Raw genomic sequence first — 16,920 nt, forward strand, 5'->3', positions numbered from 1 at the left:
TCTGTAAGTAGAACGGAAGGAGAAATATACCTTGGAAAAAGAACGCCATGTATTAGTTATATTCCCACATCCCGATGATGAAGCATTCTCGGTCTCCGGAACGCTTGCCCTTCATAGAGAAGCGGGCACTCCTGTCACCTATTTATGCTTAACTTTAGGAGAAATGGGACGTAATTTAGGAAACCCTCCATTTGCAACAAGGGAATCGCTACCTAAAATTCGTAAAAAGGAATTGATTGATGCAGCAAATGCGATTGGCATCCAAGATTTACGCATGCTTGGATTGCGTGATAAGACAATTGAATTCGAAGATGATGAAAAGCTGACTTCATTATTTACCGATGCCATCAATGAATTGAACCCTTCATTGATCATTACGTTTTACCCAGGATACAGTGTCCATCCAGACCATGAAGCGACAGCACGTGCTGTGGTTCGGGCAGTGGAAAGGATGGAAGAGAAAGAGAGACCTAAACTTCATTGTGTCGCCTTCTCGAATAACTGCATTGACGAATTGGGACAGCCTGACATCATCCAGGATATCTCTGCCGTCGAAGAAAAAAAGGTAGCTGCATTCACTGCCCACCGTTCGCAAACGCAGGCAATGGTGATCGATTGGAAAGAGAAATTCGAAAATCAGGATGCAGATTTTCTGGACTGGATCCGCAAAGAACGATTATGGACCTATAAATTTTAAGGAAACCGCCAATAGGCGGTTTTTTTGTTTATGGCATAAAAAAAACGCCTGTCGATTACAGGCGGAGAAAAGGGGGATACTTTGGAAAATCAATCATAATATAAGCATCCCCAAAATTCTTCGTTTTATACAAACCTAATCAAAAAAATTAGGCGGACAAGCGTTTTTCATGCTGCATTTTCGTTCTTGCCGAGGCTTTTTTTCCATGCGCCAAGAAATAAATGCCAATAAGTATGAATGCAAAGATCGACATTCCCATGAATAACCCTTTGAACCCTGTAAATGGAATAAGGAATCCCAATAGGAACGGGCCGACACCAATACCGAAGTCATACATTGTAAAAAACGTGGATGTGGCTAATCCCATCCGATTTGATGGAGCTTCCTTAATCGAAATCGCTTGACAGCTTGATTGGAACGTACCATACCCGACTCCGATAAAGGCGCCGGCAATCAGAAGCGTGATACCGTGATGGGATTGGCTGAGGATGACCATACCGACGGCAAATAGTAGTAGCGATGGGTAAATGACTGCATTTTCCCCCTTCACATCAAACATACGTCCTGTAAACGGACGGGACGCCAAAAGGAATACAGCAAATACGACGAAGAAAAAGCTTGCCGCATCCATTAAATCCATTTCCTTTGCAAAAGACGTTAAATAGGACAAAATGCTCGAATAGGTAAATCCGGCAAATCCGATAAAAATGGAAATGGGCAGTGCCCTTTTCTCAAAGTAATCACTGATTTTAAATCCTTTTTGTGTTGAAGCTCCACCCTTTTCCCCTTCAGGCACATTCATGAATAATGATGCAACTAAAGAAAATGCGGCAAATAAGGAGGCTGCATAGAAAATGATGGAATAACTGAAATGCTGTGTTATCAGCAATCCAATAAACGGACCGAATGCCATTGCCAAGTTTGTACTCATGGCAAAGTAACCTGTACCTTCCCCGCGTCTTTCATTCGGAATGATATCTGCAGCAATCGTTCCAGTCGCCGTTGTGGCCAGGCCAAAAGCAAAACCGTGAATAAGCCGGTCAATCAATAAGAGGGATAAACCATTCACCAGGAAATAGCCAATGGATGCGATCAGGAATAGAACCAATGATCCAAGCAACATCTTTCTGCGGCCAATCTTGTCAATTTTTTTCCCTGCAATCGGTCTGACAAGCACAGCCCCGAGAACAAAAATACTTGAAGCAAGTCCTGCTTGTGCTTGCGACGCATGAAAGTTATCCATCGTGTAAATGGTCAATGTCACCATCAAGACATAAAAAGTTAAAAATAAAAAAAAGTTCGCAGACGAGACAATCAGGAAGTCTTTCGTCCACAGTTTCGGTTTGTGATTCATTTCAATCCTTCTTCCTTACTATTGTTTTAATTTTTCCTTCAGGAAAATCAGCGTTCGTAACGTTGCCTCTCGATCCTCTTCAGCCAAACCGCTCATTAATTGAAGTTCAAATTCTTCAACTACCTTTTTGGCCTCGTGATAAGTCCTTAAACCCGACTCCGTTAACTGTATTCTCCGTTCCCGCTTATCTTTCCCTGGGACTTGTTCAATCAAATCAAGTTCTTCCAACCGGTTTACCGTCCTGGTTACCGTCGGTTTCTCCACATCTAGATATGTGCTTATTTCAACAAGTGTAGAACAGCCAAACTGACTCAGATAATATACAATCGACCATTGGGAATGAAAAAGATCAACCTTGGCCAATTGTTCATTTAACTTTTTGGTAAATGACCTCGAAAATTGTAAGTTATGATGAAAAAAACCATTATTAAAGGACAAAGGTATTCCTCCTGTAAATTAGTTACCTAGGTAACTATACACCCATTCATTAGAAATGTCTAGCTTTCAGCTGAACGAAAATAATCGTATGAACACTGTTTCCTCAGCTTCTCCATTGCTTCAGGACAAAATTCAGGAGGTTCATGCTTTTAATTGGAAGTTTGGTGAGAAACACTGTGTATTTGGAGTAAATACCCGTGGGTTTGGACGTTACTCGTGAATTTGGAGCGAATACTCGTAAGTTTCGCGCTTTTACTCGTGAGTTTGGAGCAAATACTCGTGAGTTTCACGCTTTTACTCGTTAGTTTGGAGCAAATACTCGTGAATTTGGCGAAATCGTATGGGGCAAATCGGGGCCATGTCATGCTCTTCGTGGTCGATGCTTCGAGGCCATAAACAAAAAGGAAACCCCGCTATTAAAAAGCGGGGCGTCCGATATTCGATCCTTGCGATGCAGAAGGATTTCATTCGAACAAATCCACATCTCCGAGCTTCTCATGATAACTTCAGGGCATATTTCCTTTTAAGCTAGATAGTGGCAAACGAAAAAGTTTATCATCCTTTTCATCAGGATTTCCTCGGCCGTCCGTATTATTGCTTATGAAATAAAGGAATTCTTCATCAACGAATACATCACGTATCCTTCCTGAGCCTGTAATGATATTAGTCAGTTTTCCGCTTTTTACATCATAACTCTTAAGCGCTTCGCCCCTTAAGGCTGCAAAATAGAGCTTTCCGTCAAAATAGGCCATGCCAGATGGAGCCCACGTATTCTCACCGGAATGAATCAATGGTGTTACCATATCAGGTTTTTGCTCATCGCCCTCTATATCTGGCCAGCCATAGTTCTTACCTGGATCAATTTTATTTAATTCATCGTGTGCAAAATCTCCGTGTTCACTTTCATATAACTGTCCTGCTCCATCCCAGGCCAGACCTTGTGGATTGCGGTGACCGTATGAATAGACGTATGAATTCCCGAAAGGATTATCTTTCGGAATGGTGCCATCCAGGTTCATGCGCAGAATTTTCCCGCCTAAAGAATCCAGGTCCTGTGCGATTTCAGCCTTTCTTGCATCGCCTGTTGTTGCGTATAGCTTATCATCCGATCCAATCTTGATCCTGCCGCCATGGTGGTAGTCCCCGCTTGGTATTCCGTCGATTAAGGTCTCCATCTCCTGCCATTTATCATCATTTTTTTCTAAAACGACGATTCGATTGATGGAATCCCCGCCTTCTTCATAGGTATAATAGGCGAAAGCTTGCCCGCTCTTAGAGAAATCGGGAGCTAGCAAAAACCCAAGCAACCCGGCTTCCGCTTTAGCTGACAATGTCCTTTTAAGGTTGACCTTTTGCCGTGTCATCTTATCCTTGTCCAATTCAACGATTGTTCCTGCCCGCTCTGACACATACATTGTGTCGCCATTCTTCTGGATCGACCATGAGGCCTGCAGGTTCGTTACAAGCACATCCGGGTCTCCCCCTATAGTGCCCGTCTCTTCTTTGACAGGATTCGGCTGAGGTTTGCTGTCGCCATCTTTCATGTTACAACCAGTTAAAATCAAAGCCATAAGGAAAAAAAAGAGCGATTTTTTCAAAATCTTTCCTCCTTCGATTCATGAGTTTAATAGGCTGACTGTTTAAGCACCTTTAAAATGGCCTCCGCGACACCGGCTTCATCATTCCTTCCTGTTATTTCATCACACAGTTTTTTAATTTCGAGCGGGGCATTTCCCATTGCGACAGACAAACCTGCCCGTTCAAACATGGATATATCATTATAATTATCCCCGATAGCCATCGTTTCCTGCATTGAGCCGGATTTTCCATTCACGTATGTTTCAAGTGCCGTACCTTTTTGAGCTGTTTCACTCATGATTTCCACATTTTCGCGTCCCGATGAAGTGACTGTAACTCCCTGTCCTTTCAATTTCGAAGCAATTTGATTTAATAAAGTTAAATCCTTTGAGAAGCTAAGAATTTTATAATATTCCTCATTCGAACGGCTGAATAACTCGGAATAATCGGAAATGGAAGTTACCTGTCCAAGCTGTAAACGCTGCTCCGCATATTTCCGCATGTTCTCAGGGTCAATGTCAGGGTTCGCTGTAACGAATACATCAACCAAAACAGATATTGCATTTTCATAGTCTTTAGAATAAATCCCTTGGCTCGTATATATTTCGAAATAAATCCCTTGTTCTTCGAGGAATTCAGCGACCATTTTGGCAGTGGCAGCTGACATTGGATTGGAAGCGGCAATTTTTCCGTCCTCCGTGAAGATGGCCGCACCATTTACACAGATGACAGGGCAAACGATGCCAGCTTCATCCAAGGCGAACCTAGCTTCCACATAAGATCTTCCAGTAGCAATGATCACTTCCACACCCTCGCTTTGCGCCTTCTGGATGGCATGTTTATTTTCCTCACTGACTTTTTGCATTTTGTTTAGCAATGTTCCGTCCATATCAATCGCAATCGTCTTAATCAATTCAATCGGCCCCTTTTTTCAATATAATCCCTATTTTAACCGAAAGATCGTGGATAAACACGTTTAACAAACCCGTATATATTCTTGGTGTGACTTCAGTCATTAGAAAATTCGATTATGTAAATAAATAAACTGCACCTAACTAAGATAGGTGCAGTTTGTTTTCTTAATGTAGAATCGTTTTTCTATCCACATCTTGGGCACGTTCAATAATCTGTTCGTGGATGTCTTTTTGAATGTCATCGATTGCTGTAAAATCCATTGCTTTTACATAAATCCTTTCGAGTTCGTCATGCAGCTCTTTTGCCTTAGCCAGATTTGCTGTCGCTTCATTCATTTTCGTCCGGTACCTAGTGGAAACATCCTTTAACTGTTCGGCATATATTTCATCTGTTCCCGGCAGGATGGCCGTCTTATATATATCAATGATTTCATCCCCTCCACAACTCGGGAAATATTCATGCGGCGATGTGCTGTCAAATATGGCGATTCCAACCTCCCGGACGATTACCATGTCCAAGCTATGCGGATCGAAACCACAATGATATATTTCCACATCAAAGCCTCTTTGCTCCGCAGCTTTTGCTATCTTCTTCAGCATCGTTGATTTACCGGAACCTGGACGGCCCTTTAAAAAGTACCGTTTTTGTATTCCCTCAGTAATATTGGGGATGAAATCAACTGCACCCTTTGGTGTAGCTGCACCTAAGAATCGGTGACGAACATCCGACTTTTTATTAAGGACGATATCTCTATAAAAGCTTTCTATCAATTTATTGGTCAACCCATTCAATTTTGCGAAATCAATATTTGCCTTATAAATGTCTTCCCATTCATCATGTATTTTCAATGCTTCAGCGAACAAGGCATATGCCTTATCGAAACTCTTGCTTCTCGCATTCGTCAACTTTATGATGGCCGCTCTTTCAGAAGCCAACTGCTGGGAATCCCAGGCTGCTCCTAGATTGACATATTCCTCAATGGCCCCTGGTGCCTTCGGTTCAATCACATGCGGGGCGGTCCCATCCACGATCCCGATTTTCAAAGCCGGTATGATGATTCCATCAATGGAATCATTATCGGATGAACAATGTAAATACTCGATGTCAAAGCCTTTATCCAGCCATTCTTGGCCGATTTTTTTCATAATGGTCGATTTACCGGAACCAGGTCCGCCTTTTAATATGAATAATCTTTCCAGACCTTTTAAATTGGAATCATATAAACTATAAAAACCTTTAGCCGTATTGCCCCCAGCAAAATAATTCATCACTTTTCCTGTCACTATCACACTCTCCCTCACAATACAGATATGACTTCAAGACAGCGTATGATGAAAAGACCCAATAGGTGAATACCTAAAGGCAAACAGTTTATTTTATGAGGGCTACAGATTCCGCTTGGGTGACTTCCAGGAATTCCGACGGTTTTAATACGATCTGTGTACCGATTTTCCCTCCACTTACGATGATTTCAGGCAGGTTTGTTGCACTTTCATCGATAAAGGTCGGGTATTGCCTTTTCATTCCGATCGGGGAACAGCCTCCCCGAATGTACCCTGTGTATTTTTGCAGATCTTTAACCGCAAGCATTTCAATTTTTTTTGCACCTGCGGCCTTCGCTGCCTTTTTCAAGTCCAGTTCGGTTGCTACAGGGATGACAAATACGTATAGCTGCTGCGGTCCGTTATGGGTAACAAGCGTTTTAAAAACGGTTTCCGGCGCTTTTCCAATCTTGTCCGCAACAGTGATCCCGTCGATTTTTCCATCGCGGGCATCATAACTCATCATGCCATACTCTATACGTTTGTTATCAAGAATTCGCATTGCATTCGTTTTACTGGCTCCCATAAGAAAATTCCCCTTATCGTTTTCTTCCATCTTACCATTTTAAAGACCGGGCAAAAAGAAAAGCACAGTGCTTATTCATCTGTGCTTTCCCTAAAATTTATTCTAAGTGGCGTCTTTGGAAATCAGCGATCCTCTTGTAGTCGCCTTCCAATTGCCTGCTCACGGATAAATAAATCGACATTAACTCTTCATACACTTTAACGTTCTCTTCGATTGGGACAAGTTCATTCGTTTCACCAACCATACCCTCAACCTCATCAAGGCTTTCGATTTCGCCTAAAGCGTATAATCCAATAACGGCGGCACCTAAGCTCGAACTCTCAAAGCTTTCAGGAATTGTCACGTTTTGATTGAATATGTCAGCCATGATTTGGCGCCAGAGCTTCGAGCGGACAAATCCGCCGCTTGCATGAATCTTCTCGGGAGCACCAGTCAGCTCCTTTACAGCAATAAGGACGCTGTACAAATTATACATCACACCCTCCAGCACTGCCCGGACCATATGGTCACGAGTGTGATGTAGCGCCAACCCAAAGAAGGAGCCCCTTGCATCGGCACTCCATAATGGTGCCCGTTCCCCTGCCATATACGGGTGGAATATCAACCCATCTGAACCAGGTGCAATATTAGAAGCCATATCCGTCAGAATCTCATAGGAGTCCTGTCCCGAAGCCTTCGCTTTTTCGATTTCCATACGGCCCAATTGATCGCGAGCCCATCGGAAGGTGATTCCCCCATTGTTGACCGGTCCGCCGATTACCCAATGATTCTCAGTAAGGGAATAGCAGAATGTCCTGCCTTTGGGATCGGTAAGCGGCCGGTCACTGACGGTCCTTACCGCACCGCTCGTTCCGATTGTCACTGCCAGAACTCCTGGCTTGATTGCGTTTTGCCCTAAGTTGGCAAGCACGCCATCACTCGCGCCAATCACAAACGGGGTACTAGCATGAATGTTCATTTTTGCAGCTAATTCCTCACTTAAGCCTGAGAGGATATGGGTCGTAGGGACAAGCGCCGGCAGCTTGTCAGCCCCGATTCCAGCGATGGTGAGTGCCTTTTCATCCCACTTCAGGTCATTCAAGTTGAACATGCCCGTTGCAGAAGCGAGCGAATAATCCATCACATACTCATTGAAAAATTTATAGATGATGTATTCTTTTATTCCTATAAATTTTTCCGTTTCGTTAAAAATCCCGGGATGCTCATTTCTTAACCACATTACTTTCGTGATTGGCGACATTGGATGAATGGGTGTTCCCGTTCTGTGATACAATTGCATCCCCTGTTCCGAAGCCTTCAATTTCCCCGCATAGGCAACACTTCGATTATCTGCCCATGTAATGCTATTCGTCAGCGGGTTGCCGTCTTTACCAATTGCGATCAAGCTATGCATCGCCGAACTGAACGATATGAAGCCCAGTTCTTGCTTTTCTATTCCGCTTGCAATCATAACCTCGCCTATTGCAATGATGACCGCTTTATAAATTTCCTCGGGATCTTGTTCCGCAACGGAAGGAGTTGGACTGTGAAGAGGATATCCCCTCGAACAAGATTGGACAACCTCCCCCCCTTTAGAAAAAAGAACGACCTTCGTACTCGTCGTACCAATATCGATTCCCATCATATAACCTGAATGTCCCATATTTACATCATGCTCCTTTCTCTTAAACAATTGAATTCAATAGTAAGATTAGGATAAGTGAAACGACTGATATAATCGTTTCCATAACCGACCAAGACTTTAACGTTTGCGTGCCTGTTAAAAAAAGCTTTTTGATCATCCAAAATCCGGCTTCACCCCCATGCATTTTTAAATGCACCGCCGGCTCCAATAATCAAGATGATGGATCCAGTGGGGCGAGGCAGGGTGCCATGAATTGGCTTAGTTCTTCTTTATTAAAACCTTTAGCTCAACCTAATGTAAAGAATGAAACAACCACAGAAACATAAGGGGATGATCGGTTTTCCAATGAAGGCAATCCCATCATCCAATATTGAATCTTCACCAAACACAGCACCGAAAGCTCCGATCAACATTAGTAAGAACGGCATTAAAATCATGATCAAGGAAATGCCGAAACCTGGGTGCTCACGGTTATGTATATTGGAGAATTGATCCGCTAACCCCTCGCGTGCTTGTCCATCCATTCTTTTAGATATGCAGGAACCAAAAACAGGTCCAGTTAACATGGGAATTCCTATTTACACACTCGGCCATCGCCTTTCCATGCATGGCACCTAAACCGACAAAGAGTGCTATCTAACCAAAATTATTACCTGCCCCTGTCTGAACAGCATCTGCAACATCCGGAATATCCATACGTGCGATAATCCCTAAAACGACGGAGGCGAGAAGTAACGCACTACATGGGTGCCATTTTACTTTGGCCATGGTAATGATCAAGAAAACTAAACAACTTAAATCAGGAAAGGAATGCATAAAGGTATGGCTCTCAAAGAAAAAAGCATCGAACCAGTTCATTGTGAACTAAACTCGATACCTGATTCAGTCTTGAAATATCATTCACCAATAAAAAGAGGACCGGATCGGTGCTTGATTTCTTCCTCCAGTTGTTCAGGATAAGCAATGAGGAAGCATGTGGATGGACCTGATGATTTTGCAATATCGACTTTATTACTAATATGCACGGAAACACCTTCACCATTTTGATCCAGATGCCCCCATTCATATGCTATCCCTTTTGAACCGATTGGAAGTGCCTGAACACCTTCCATTTCACAAAGGCTTTTATATAAAGATAACGGCGCGACCCAATCTTGCTGTTCCATTACTTCTTCTCCAACGAGCGGCCTGCCGATCAGAGCTATTTTCCGTTTAGGATGCTGCTTTTTAACGGATTCATTCGTTCGTTTACCGATCACCATAAGTCCAAGTGCTGATTGAAGAAGCGGCATGTTACTTTCAGTGCTGCCTGTAATGGGGAGATCCTCCATTCCCAATTCATTCAGCCCCTTCCTGACACCCCTGGTCAAGTCCTCCCAGGCTTGATCGCCGCAAAAATTATTTAGAACGACTGATACTGGACTCCCGCCAACGCCCAAACATTCCATGACGGCAACCCGAAAGGAATAATATCCAACGACCTCATAAGGGACATGGACAAGATCTTTTTCTTTCAGGCCGATTCCGCCGCTATTATCACTTGAAATAATCAAAGAATCTGATTCGGAAAATGGCAAAATCAATGAATCATTCATTCTGCGAGTCCATCTTTAAAAATCATTTTTTTCAAGACAGGCTCCAAGCGTGGCAGTAAAAGGCCAGCCAATGCTACATTTACCGCCGTCGCTGTCGTCAATCCCGGAACCAATAACGTGTAAAAACCAGGGCTGATCAGAAATGCGAAAGGCAGGGCTAAAACGAAGGCATTACCGATAAAGAAGAGGAAAAATGCGCCTATTTTTTTTCCGTTTATATATAAAATGCTAAACATCCATGTCAGGACCGCCATTTCGACCATGATCAAAAAGTGGAATGGCCCAAGTGGCATTCCGCCGAATAACGCTGAAATGATATGGCCAAGCCCAGCTACAATAGCCCCCGATACCGGGCCAAGTATGACAGCCGCCAAAAGGGCCGGAAAACTATCCAAAGCGATACTCCCGATCGGGGAAGGGATTTTAATCATTGCCCCTACCGCCGATAAGGCAATGAATATAGCAATTGCACTAATTTTTCTTACATCCATGTTTACTCTTTTTCCTTTCTTTTCCCTCCACGGAATACATTTGCGCTGCGGATATATTCCACATCTTTCACACCAAGACGGAAGTTGATCACACGTGCAACGGCAAAGAAATAATCCGACAAACGATTTAAATATTGAAGTGATAATGGTGAAACGGCCGCACCAGACTTGATCAATGAAACGACCAATCGTTCCGCCCTTCTTGTAACGGTACGGGCGATGTGAATGGTTGCAGCCGCTTTTGAGCCGCCAGGCAGGATGAACTTTTCCAATTCTGGCGCTTCAAGTATGAAGGCATCTATTCGTTCTTCCAAATAGGTAATGGCCTCCTCCGTCAGCTTTTGTGGGGCCTTCTCGGAAACGGTTGCCAAATCACCGCCACAGTCAAACAGCTCATGCTGGATTTTCTCTAGATCGGCCAGTACATCCGTAAATATCGCTGAATCCAATTCTGTCACCGCAAGACCGATATAGCTATTCACTTCATCGACCGTTCCATAAGATTCAACACGGATGTCATCCTTATCAAGTCGACCTCCGATTACGCTTGTTTGTCCCTTATCCCCTGTACGTGTATAGATTTTCATCCCAATTGCCTCCTCTACTTTATTTGCTGGTTCATTCCATACCAGATGATATCAACGCGACTGGATATGGATGCTACATCTTGAAAGACCCATCCGCAGGCATCGCGCCATCTGCGATCTTTTGCTTCGATCGGGACAATGCCTTTGGAAATATCAGAACCGATCACAATGCAATTGTGTTCATCCTTTTCTTTCTCCCATATTCGCCAATCAGCCATGATTTCCTTCCATCTTTTTCGAATCGAATCTGAATCCATATTTTCTGCATCTTGTTGAATCCATGCATCCAACCCTTGCAATACAACAGTCTTGCCTTGAAAACCAATCAATTCAGGCGGTTCTTTTCGATAACCGGACAGCCAAAGGACATCATTTTCCAAACCATACAATTGCTTTACCCATTTAGTTTTCCCATTATAGGCGCCTCCTGTAACAAAGTGCAGCGTTCTCCCCTCCTTAAGCTTTCCCGGTCTTCCCATATCAGCTCATAACCCTTGCCATGGGAAATTCCCCAATCAAAAAAGGACTTTTCCTTCGGTGCATGGCGGACCAGTAAATCACGAATTACCCCTCCATGTGTCATTATGGCAATTCGGTTCTCCTTACAGGCAATCAAATGGTTCCAGCCATTATTCACACGCTCGGAAAATGCCGGATAGCTTTCACCCCCGGGCACAAGGGCCTCCATGGGACGTTCCAGCCAATTAAGATAATCTCGATCTGTCTTCAACTCATGATACGTCCGACCTTCCCAACTGCCGAAGTTCATTTCACGGAACAAAGGGTCTTTGACCGGAACTGCATGTGGAAACAGCAGTCGTGCAGTTTCCACACAGCGGGGCAAATCACTGCTGTGAATTTTTTCATACTTTGGGTAAGAGCCTCTTAATTCCAGTATTTCCTTTTCTCCTTTGATGCTTAATGGGGAATCGGTCCAGCCCAAGTAGGCCTTTCGCTCATTTGCTTCCGTCAGCCCATGGCGAAGTAGTGTAATAGCCACAATATCAGCCATAACCAAAGCTCAACCCCTTCCACTGATGCCCCCAGTACATCCCCCGTTATCCCACCGAACCAACTGACGACTTTACGTTTTATATAAACCAGGAAAAATACTGCAGCCAGACACATGATGAAAAATAAGGTGACAAGCTTAAAATCGATGATCCAGGCAACCGCCAGACTTACAAGGAGGTACAGCCAATAAATGGGCAAACTGCTTTTCTTTACTGCACTTTGAAAAAAAGCACCGAGCCCCTCTTTTTTAGCCAGCGGCATCCGGATGAGCAAATAACCCATCACGCATTTGCTTAGGAGTGGAAGGGCAATGATCAAGAAGTATGTCCATTCATTAACCCTTTCGACAATTTCATAGATAAATAGAAACCGGGCGGCCAATAGGACTATGACGGAGATGACACCGAATGCACCTGTCCTGGAATCCTTCATGATTTCCAATCGCCGCCCTTTATCCTGATAGGAAAAAAAAGCATCACTTGCATCGATCCAGCCATCGAGATGCAAACCTCCCGTCAATGCCATCGTCAAAAACCAAAGGAAAAAGGCAATGGCAAGCGATGACAATGGGGTCCATTCCACGAGCGCATACAAAACACCGCCCAATATCAAGCCTAGCAAAAGACCTACCAATGGAAAGGTTTGAATGGCACGGTGAATATATTTCTTCTCCATCGGAAGCTGCTTCTTTATTGGAAAAACCGTAAAGAACTGCAGGTTAATTAAAAAACCGATCACTCCGCTCATTCCTGCATGCACCCTTTCTTCCGCAATGGAATTCCCGCTTCAACAAGATAGGCTTCATCGGCCTGCCCGACGATCGCTTGATGAAGCTGGCCCAGTGTTTTTCCGTATATATGAAGGAAGTCATCCTGGAAAATCGGTTCCTGCACCAATTCATTGCTAACGACTATTAAACAGCTGGATTGTTTTCTTATCTCATTGATTCCGGTTATTATTTTTGAAAAAATGCTATCTAAAAATTCTTTTTCAAGCGGAATACCAGGGCCAAATAGCTCGTTATCAAGCAGGGTTGTCAGACAATCGAGCAGAATGATGGAATCCTGATCAATGTCCTCCCCTATCCTTGTAATATCCGTTGCGTATTCGGAAGTTTTCCAAGCAATCGGGCTGCTTTCTCTATCCTTCCGGTGCCGAAGGATGCGTTCACCCATCTCCACATCACTGATACGGCCACAGGCCAGGTAATGCAAGTTCCCATCCGTTTGGAGTGCATACTCCAGTGCTTTTCTTTCTGCGAAGCTGCTTTTTCCGGAACGGACACCCCCGGTTATAAAACAGAGCCTTGCTTTCTCCACTGTCTTACCCCCTCCATCAATGCTTCGTTATCATGTTCACTCTTCACTGCAAACCGAAGCCACCTTCCATCCAAACCGGGAAAATTATGGGTATGACGCGGTACGATTCCTTTTTTCAGCAAAAAGGGGAAAAGGGATAAGGATTCATCCTTCACCAAATAAAAATTGACTGTGCTATCGGAGACATTCAACCCTTGCTCCTCATAAAACCGGAATAGTTTTTGCTTTTGCCATGCAATATAGTCTCTTGTCTTTCTCATATAAGCCTCTTCTGCAAGACATATTTTCCCTACTTCAAGTGCCACATGGTTAACGCTCCAATGCGGTTTATAATTTCTTACCCGTTTTATGATGTCAGGTGCCGCAAGCAAATAGCCCAGTCTTAGACCCGGAATTGCAAAGATTTTAGTCATTGATCTTAGAATGAGTAAATGTGGAAATATATTGATTAAAGAAGCATAACTAAAGGCATCCTCAGTAAAATCATAAAAAGCCTCATCCAGGACTACCAGGCAGTCCGCTTTTTGGCATTCAATGATCAATTCCCTAACTGCATCCCGCTCAAATGAAACACCCGTCGGATTATTAGGCGTACATAAGAAAATTGCATCATATTCGGGTAATCGGGGAATCAATCGATCCAATTCCAATTGCCACTCAGGAGCATCCAACTGGTGAAAATCGACCTTACATCCTGCTGCCAAACAAGCTTCAGCATATTCCGCAAATGCCGGCTGAATGATTAGCACCCTTTTATTGGCTAATCCGTTCGCTACCAACATGATGATTTCAGCACCGCCGTTCCCCATCAAAACGGATTGCTCAGGAAGCTCTTCTTTTTTTGCCATTGTTTTTGTCAGTTCAATGGCATGCGGATCTGGGTATTGAAGGATTCCTTCAAAAAACTCAGACCACTGTTCCTTTATGCATAAAGGCGGACCCAATGGATTGATATTAGCACTGAAGTCGATAATCGATTCAGGCATCTCGATTTCCAGCGCTTCGTAAAGATAATGAGGATTAGAGCCATGAGAAGGTAATGTCAAGAATAAGTCCCCCTAACCATAGCATCAGCAGAAATAGAAAAGATGACCGATGCATGATGGCAATCGTTTTTGGTATATGTTTTGCTTCCAGTCGAACAAGCGGAACTCCCATCCTCGCACGGTCGGAAACAATTCCTTTGTACATATTCCGGCCTCCAAGCTGTATTCCCAAAATGGCAGCAACACCTGCTTCACACCACCCGCTATTCGGGCTAGGATGTTTTTTTGCGTCATTGAATAATACCTTCCATCTGGCACCGAATCCATGATGGCCAGATTTCGAGCTTAGCAACATCAGGAATCCGGTGAGGCGGCTGGGAATCCAGTTGACGATATCATCGAGCTTGGCTGAAGCCCAGCCGAATTGCCCATATTTATCATTTTTGTACCCTACCATGGAATCGCAGGTATTAATCGCCCTGTACATCATCGCGAGCGGCGCACCGCCAAATGCTGCCCAGAACATCGGTGCCGTAATCCCATCACTGGTATTTTCCGCTACGGTTTCCACGGTGCCCCTGACTATTTCGGATTCATCAAGATCAGCAGTATCACGGCCAACGATATAGGAAAGCTTTAGCCTTGCTTCAGGAAAATCCCGTTCATTAAGCGGATTGCAAACATCCATCCCAGCTTGCTTCAAGCCCTTCTGAGCTATAGTAGTGGAAATGACAACAGCTTCCCAAAGGATGCCTGCAAGCGGGTGGATCCGATAAGCCAAATAGACGGTAAGACCAGTAATCAATATCACCGCCGATACGACGATGAACAACATGAAGAATCCATTCCGTTTCTTATATGCCCCTCTATTGAATGCCAGGTCCAACTTGCTAATCATCGTTCCTATCCATTTGACTGGATGCGGCCAATTTGGCGGATCACCAATTAATAGATCAAGGAAAAATGCCAGCGTAACTGCAAAAAGATGATGATAAATCATAAATCCTCAATCCGTTTCCGAGTATTCTTTAATGCTTCCACTGTACAATCATAAACACCGCGGCTGATCAGCTTCCCTAACGGAGTGATGGTGCCCGCATATTGAAGCTTTGCCCCTCTTTGAGTTGCCGCAATCAAAATGCTGTCTGTCGATGTTCCTGTTGCACATGTATTTGTCACCTTATCCATGACATGCAAATCATGAAGCGCTTTTACTTTTGCCTCGGTCGCAGTAACTATGCTGTGGATGAAAGCCTCTTCTGCCAAATGCCCATTTACGAATATCCAAGTATTTATCGTTCCTGGAGCGGAACTCCAGGAATGCCGGTCTGCTAAAGAAGCGTCGATAGCATTTCCTACACCAGCCGTCACGATAATGAAAACCGAGAAATCTTCAGCTCTTAATAGCTTGAAAGCAACCGTGTCGAGAAAGACGGCGGTCATCATCCCTACCGTTTCCTGAGGTTCAAAACCATGAGTCTTTAAATAGTCGGCCATTTCAACATGATGATCCTCGCAATCATAGCCATGATGGACGTGCCTATTCACAAAATATTTATGCCAGCCCGTCCCTGAACCAGTCACTCCAGAAGACATCGTCCTAAGTGGAATCGGTGAATCCAATTGAATCATCTCAGGACCGACTGTCAAATAGGAACCATCGATTTCCAATGGGATAGTATCATGGCCATGCCTTTCCGGAACGATGAACATCTGCGGTTTCGGAAGGGCGGGATGTGGATGTTTTTCGATCGTCGTATGATATACATCCTGAATCCGTTCCTGTTGGAGCACTTCGTTCGGCACATCAACAACCTGAATCTGCCCTTTCTCAAGCAACATAAGCCGATCACAATACAATCCAGCCAAATTCAAATCATGAAAAATTGAAATAACGGTCAAGTTCTGCTCTTTTGCCATTTTCCTCATTAGATCCAGAAGATCTTTTTGATAGGAAAGATCCAAGTGGTTCGTAGGTTCATCCAAAAAAAGGATTTCCGGCTCTTGGGCAAGTGCCTGTGCCAGCAAAACCCTTTGTCTCTCCCCTCCTGATAATCGTTCAAAATGAAGATCCTGAAAATCAGCTACTCCCGTTTGTTCCATAACTCGTTGGACAATCGATTCATCTTCTGCGGACCAACTGTGGAACCAACCTGATTGATGGGCATATCGCCCAAGTGAGACCGTCTCTTTTACTGTATAGGAGAAAGCTAATGAGGAATGTTGGGGGAGCACAGCAATGACCTGAGCAAGTTGTTTTGACGAATAATCCTTCAAACCCCTACCTCTAATCCGTACGCTTCCGCCTTTATAATCGAGCACCCCGCTAAGCATGCTTAAAAGCGTCGTTTTTCCGCTGCCATTTGGACCAAGAATCCCGAATAATTCCCCTTTATGTACATCAAAAGAGACAGAGTCCAAAACAGCTTTGTTATGATATCCACCTGTTAACCCTCTTACTTCAAGCATCCGTT

Annotated in this window: 21 protein-coding genes; 1 reads left to right on the forward strand and 20 read right to left on the reverse strand. The window is 43.9% G+C overall.

Features of this window, described 5'->3' with window-relative positions:
* The first annotated feature begins 31 nt into the window (after nt 1-31).
* Entirely contained in the window at nt 32-697 is a 666-nt protein-coding gene (gene bshB2, locus ACFVSH_RS04185) for a bacillithiol biosynthesis deacetylase BshB2 (RefSeq protein WP_098370231.1), read from the forward strand.
* Between the two features lie 148 nt (nt 698-845).
* On the opposite strand, the gene ACFVSH_RS04190 is transcribed toward bshB2, so the two are convergent.
* The 20 genes from ACFVSH_RS04190 to ACFVSH_RS04285 form a co-directional block, all read right to left on the reverse strand.
* The gene (locus tag ACFVSH_RS04190; RefSeq protein WP_387705007.1) at nt 846-2,051 is read right to left on the reverse strand and encodes an MFS transporter; all 1,206 of its coding nucleotides are present in this window, start codon (nt 2,049-2,051) and stop codon (nt 846-848) included.
* 18 nt (nt 2,052-2,069) lie between these two features.
* Nucleotides 2,070-2,489, reverse strand: coding sequence for a MarR family winged helix-turn-helix transcriptional regulator (locus ACFVSH_RS04195; RefSeq protein ID WP_228467576.1), 420 nt, complete (start codon nt 2,487-2,489; stop codon nt 2,070-2,072).
* Between the two features lie 506 nt (nt 2,490-2,995).
* On the reverse strand, nt 2,996-4,087 hold the full coding sequence (locus ACFVSH_RS04200) for a PQQ-dependent sugar dehydrogenase (RefSeq protein WP_387705009.1): 1,092 nt from the start codon (nt 4,085-4,087) through the stop codon (nt 2,996-2,998).
* A gap of 26 nt (nt 4,088-4,113) precedes the next feature.
* The gene (locus ACFVSH_RS04205) at nt 4,114-4,980 is read right to left on the reverse strand and encodes a Cof-type HAD-IIB family hydrolase (protein ID WP_387705011.1); all 867 of its coding nucleotides are present in this window, start codon (nt 4,978-4,980) and stop codon (nt 4,114-4,116) included.
* A 166-nt stretch (nt 4,981-5,146) separates the two neighbouring features.
* Complete coding sequence (locus ACFVSH_RS04210; RefSeq protein ID WP_387601467.1) at nt 5,147-6,265, reverse strand: PRK06851 family protein; 1,119 nt, start codon at nt 6,263-6,265, stop codon at nt 5,147-5,149.
* Between the two features lie 88 nt (nt 6,266-6,353).
* Nucleotides 6,354-6,830, reverse strand: coding sequence for a Cys-tRNA(Pro) deacylase (gene ybaK / locus ACFVSH_RS04215; RefSeq protein ID WP_063234213.1), 477 nt, complete (start codon nt 6,828-6,830; stop codon nt 6,354-6,356).
* Nucleotides 6,831-6,927: 97 nt separating this feature from the next.
* A complete protein-coding gene (gene gntK, locus ACFVSH_RS04220; RefSeq protein ID WP_387705013.1) occupies nt 6,928-8,472 on the reverse strand; it encodes a gluconokinase in 1,545 nt (514 codons plus the stop codon).
* A gap of 22 nt (nt 8,473-8,494) precedes the next feature.
* Entirely contained in the window at nt 8,495-8,638 is a 144-nt protein-coding gene (locus ACFVSH_RS04225) for a GntT/GntP/DsdX family permease (protein ID WP_387601590.1), read from the reverse strand.
* 97 nt (nt 8,639-8,735) lie between these two features.
* Nucleotides 8,736-9,020, reverse strand: coding sequence for a GntT/GntP/DsdX family permease (locus ACFVSH_RS04230; RefSeq protein WP_387705015.1), 285 nt, complete (start codon nt 9,018-9,020; stop codon nt 8,736-8,738).
* A gap of 70 nt (nt 9,021-9,090) precedes the next feature.
* Complete coding sequence (locus ACFVSH_RS04235; RefSeq protein ID WP_387705017.1) at nt 9,091-9,312, reverse strand: GntT/GntP/DsdX family permease; 222 nt, start codon at nt 9,310-9,312, stop codon at nt 9,091-9,093.
* Nucleotides 9,313-9,350: 38 nt separating this feature from the next.
* Nucleotides 9,351-10,049 carry an ATP-binding protein gene (locus ACFVSH_RS04240; RefSeq protein ID WP_387601478.1) on the reverse strand — a complete coding sequence of 233 codons (699 nt, stop codon included), beginning with the start codon at nt 10,047-10,049 and terminating at the stop codon, nt 9,351-9,353.
* The gene (locus ACFVSH_RS04245; protein WP_387705019.1) at nt 10,046-10,540 is read right to left on the reverse strand and encodes an ECF transporter S component; all 495 of its coding nucleotides are present in this window, start codon (nt 10,538-10,540) and stop codon (nt 10,046-10,048) included. The genes ACFVSH_RS04240 and ACFVSH_RS04245 overlap by 4 nt, the downstream gene beginning before the upstream one ends.
* A gap of 2 nt (nt 10,541-10,542) precedes the next feature.
* On the reverse strand, nt 10,543-11,127 hold the full coding sequence (locus ACFVSH_RS04250) for a cob(I)yrinic acid a,c-diamide adenosyltransferase (protein ID WP_063234218.1): 585 nt from the start codon (nt 11,125-11,127) through the stop codon (nt 10,543-10,545).
* Between the two features lie 14 nt (nt 11,128-11,141).
* Nucleotides 11,142-11,516 carry a bifunctional adenosylcobinamide kinase/adenosylcobinamide-phosphate guanylyltransferase gene (locus tag ACFVSH_RS04255; RefSeq protein ID WP_387601484.1) on the reverse strand — a complete coding sequence of 125 codons (375 nt, stop codon included), beginning with the start codon at nt 11,514-11,516 and terminating at the stop codon, nt 11,142-11,144.
* 5 nt (nt 11,517-11,521) lie between these two features.
* Entirely contained in the window at nt 11,522-12,139 is a 618-nt protein-coding gene (locus ACFVSH_RS04260; protein WP_387705021.1) for a histidine phosphatase family protein, read from the reverse strand.
* Nucleotides 12,097-12,888 carry an adenosylcobinamide-GDP ribazoletransferase gene (gene cobS / locus ACFVSH_RS04265; protein WP_387705023.1) on the reverse strand — a complete coding sequence of 264 codons (792 nt, stop codon included), beginning with the start codon at nt 12,886-12,888 and terminating at the stop codon, nt 12,097-12,099. The genes ACFVSH_RS04260 and cobS overlap by 43 nt, the downstream gene beginning before the upstream one ends.
* Entirely contained in the window at nt 12,885-13,460 is a 576-nt protein-coding gene (locus tag ACFVSH_RS04270) for a bifunctional adenosylcobinamide kinase/adenosylcobinamide-phosphate guanylyltransferase (RefSeq protein WP_387705025.1), read from the reverse strand. Before ACFVSH_RS04270 ends, cobS begins: the two co-directional genes overlap by 4 nt.
* Complete coding sequence (gene cobD / locus ACFVSH_RS04275; protein ID WP_387705027.1) at nt 13,433-14,506, reverse strand: threonine-phosphate decarboxylase CobD; 1,074 nt, start codon at nt 14,504-14,506, stop codon at nt 13,433-13,435. The genes ACFVSH_RS04270 and cobD overlap by 28 nt, the downstream gene beginning before the upstream one ends.
* The gene (gene cbiB / locus ACFVSH_RS04280) at nt 14,481-15,446 is read right to left on the reverse strand and encodes an adenosylcobinamide-phosphate synthase CbiB (protein WP_387705029.1); all 966 of its coding nucleotides are present in this window, start codon (nt 15,444-15,446) and stop codon (nt 14,481-14,483) included. Before cbiB ends, cobD begins: the two co-directional genes overlap by 26 nt.
* On the reverse strand, nt 15,443-16,915 hold the full coding sequence (locus ACFVSH_RS04285) for a heme ABC transporter ATP-binding protein (RefSeq protein ID WP_387705031.1): 1,473 nt from the start codon (nt 16,913-16,915) through the stop codon (nt 15,443-15,445). Before ACFVSH_RS04285 ends, cbiB begins: the two co-directional genes overlap by 4 nt.
* Nucleotides 16,916-16,920 lie beyond the last annotated feature (5 nt).

Origin of the sequence: Peribacillus sp. NPDC058002 (assembly GCF_042886655.1) — a bacterium.
GTDB lineage: Bacteria > Bacillota > Bacilli > Bacillales > DSM-1321 > Peribacillus > Peribacillus aracenensis.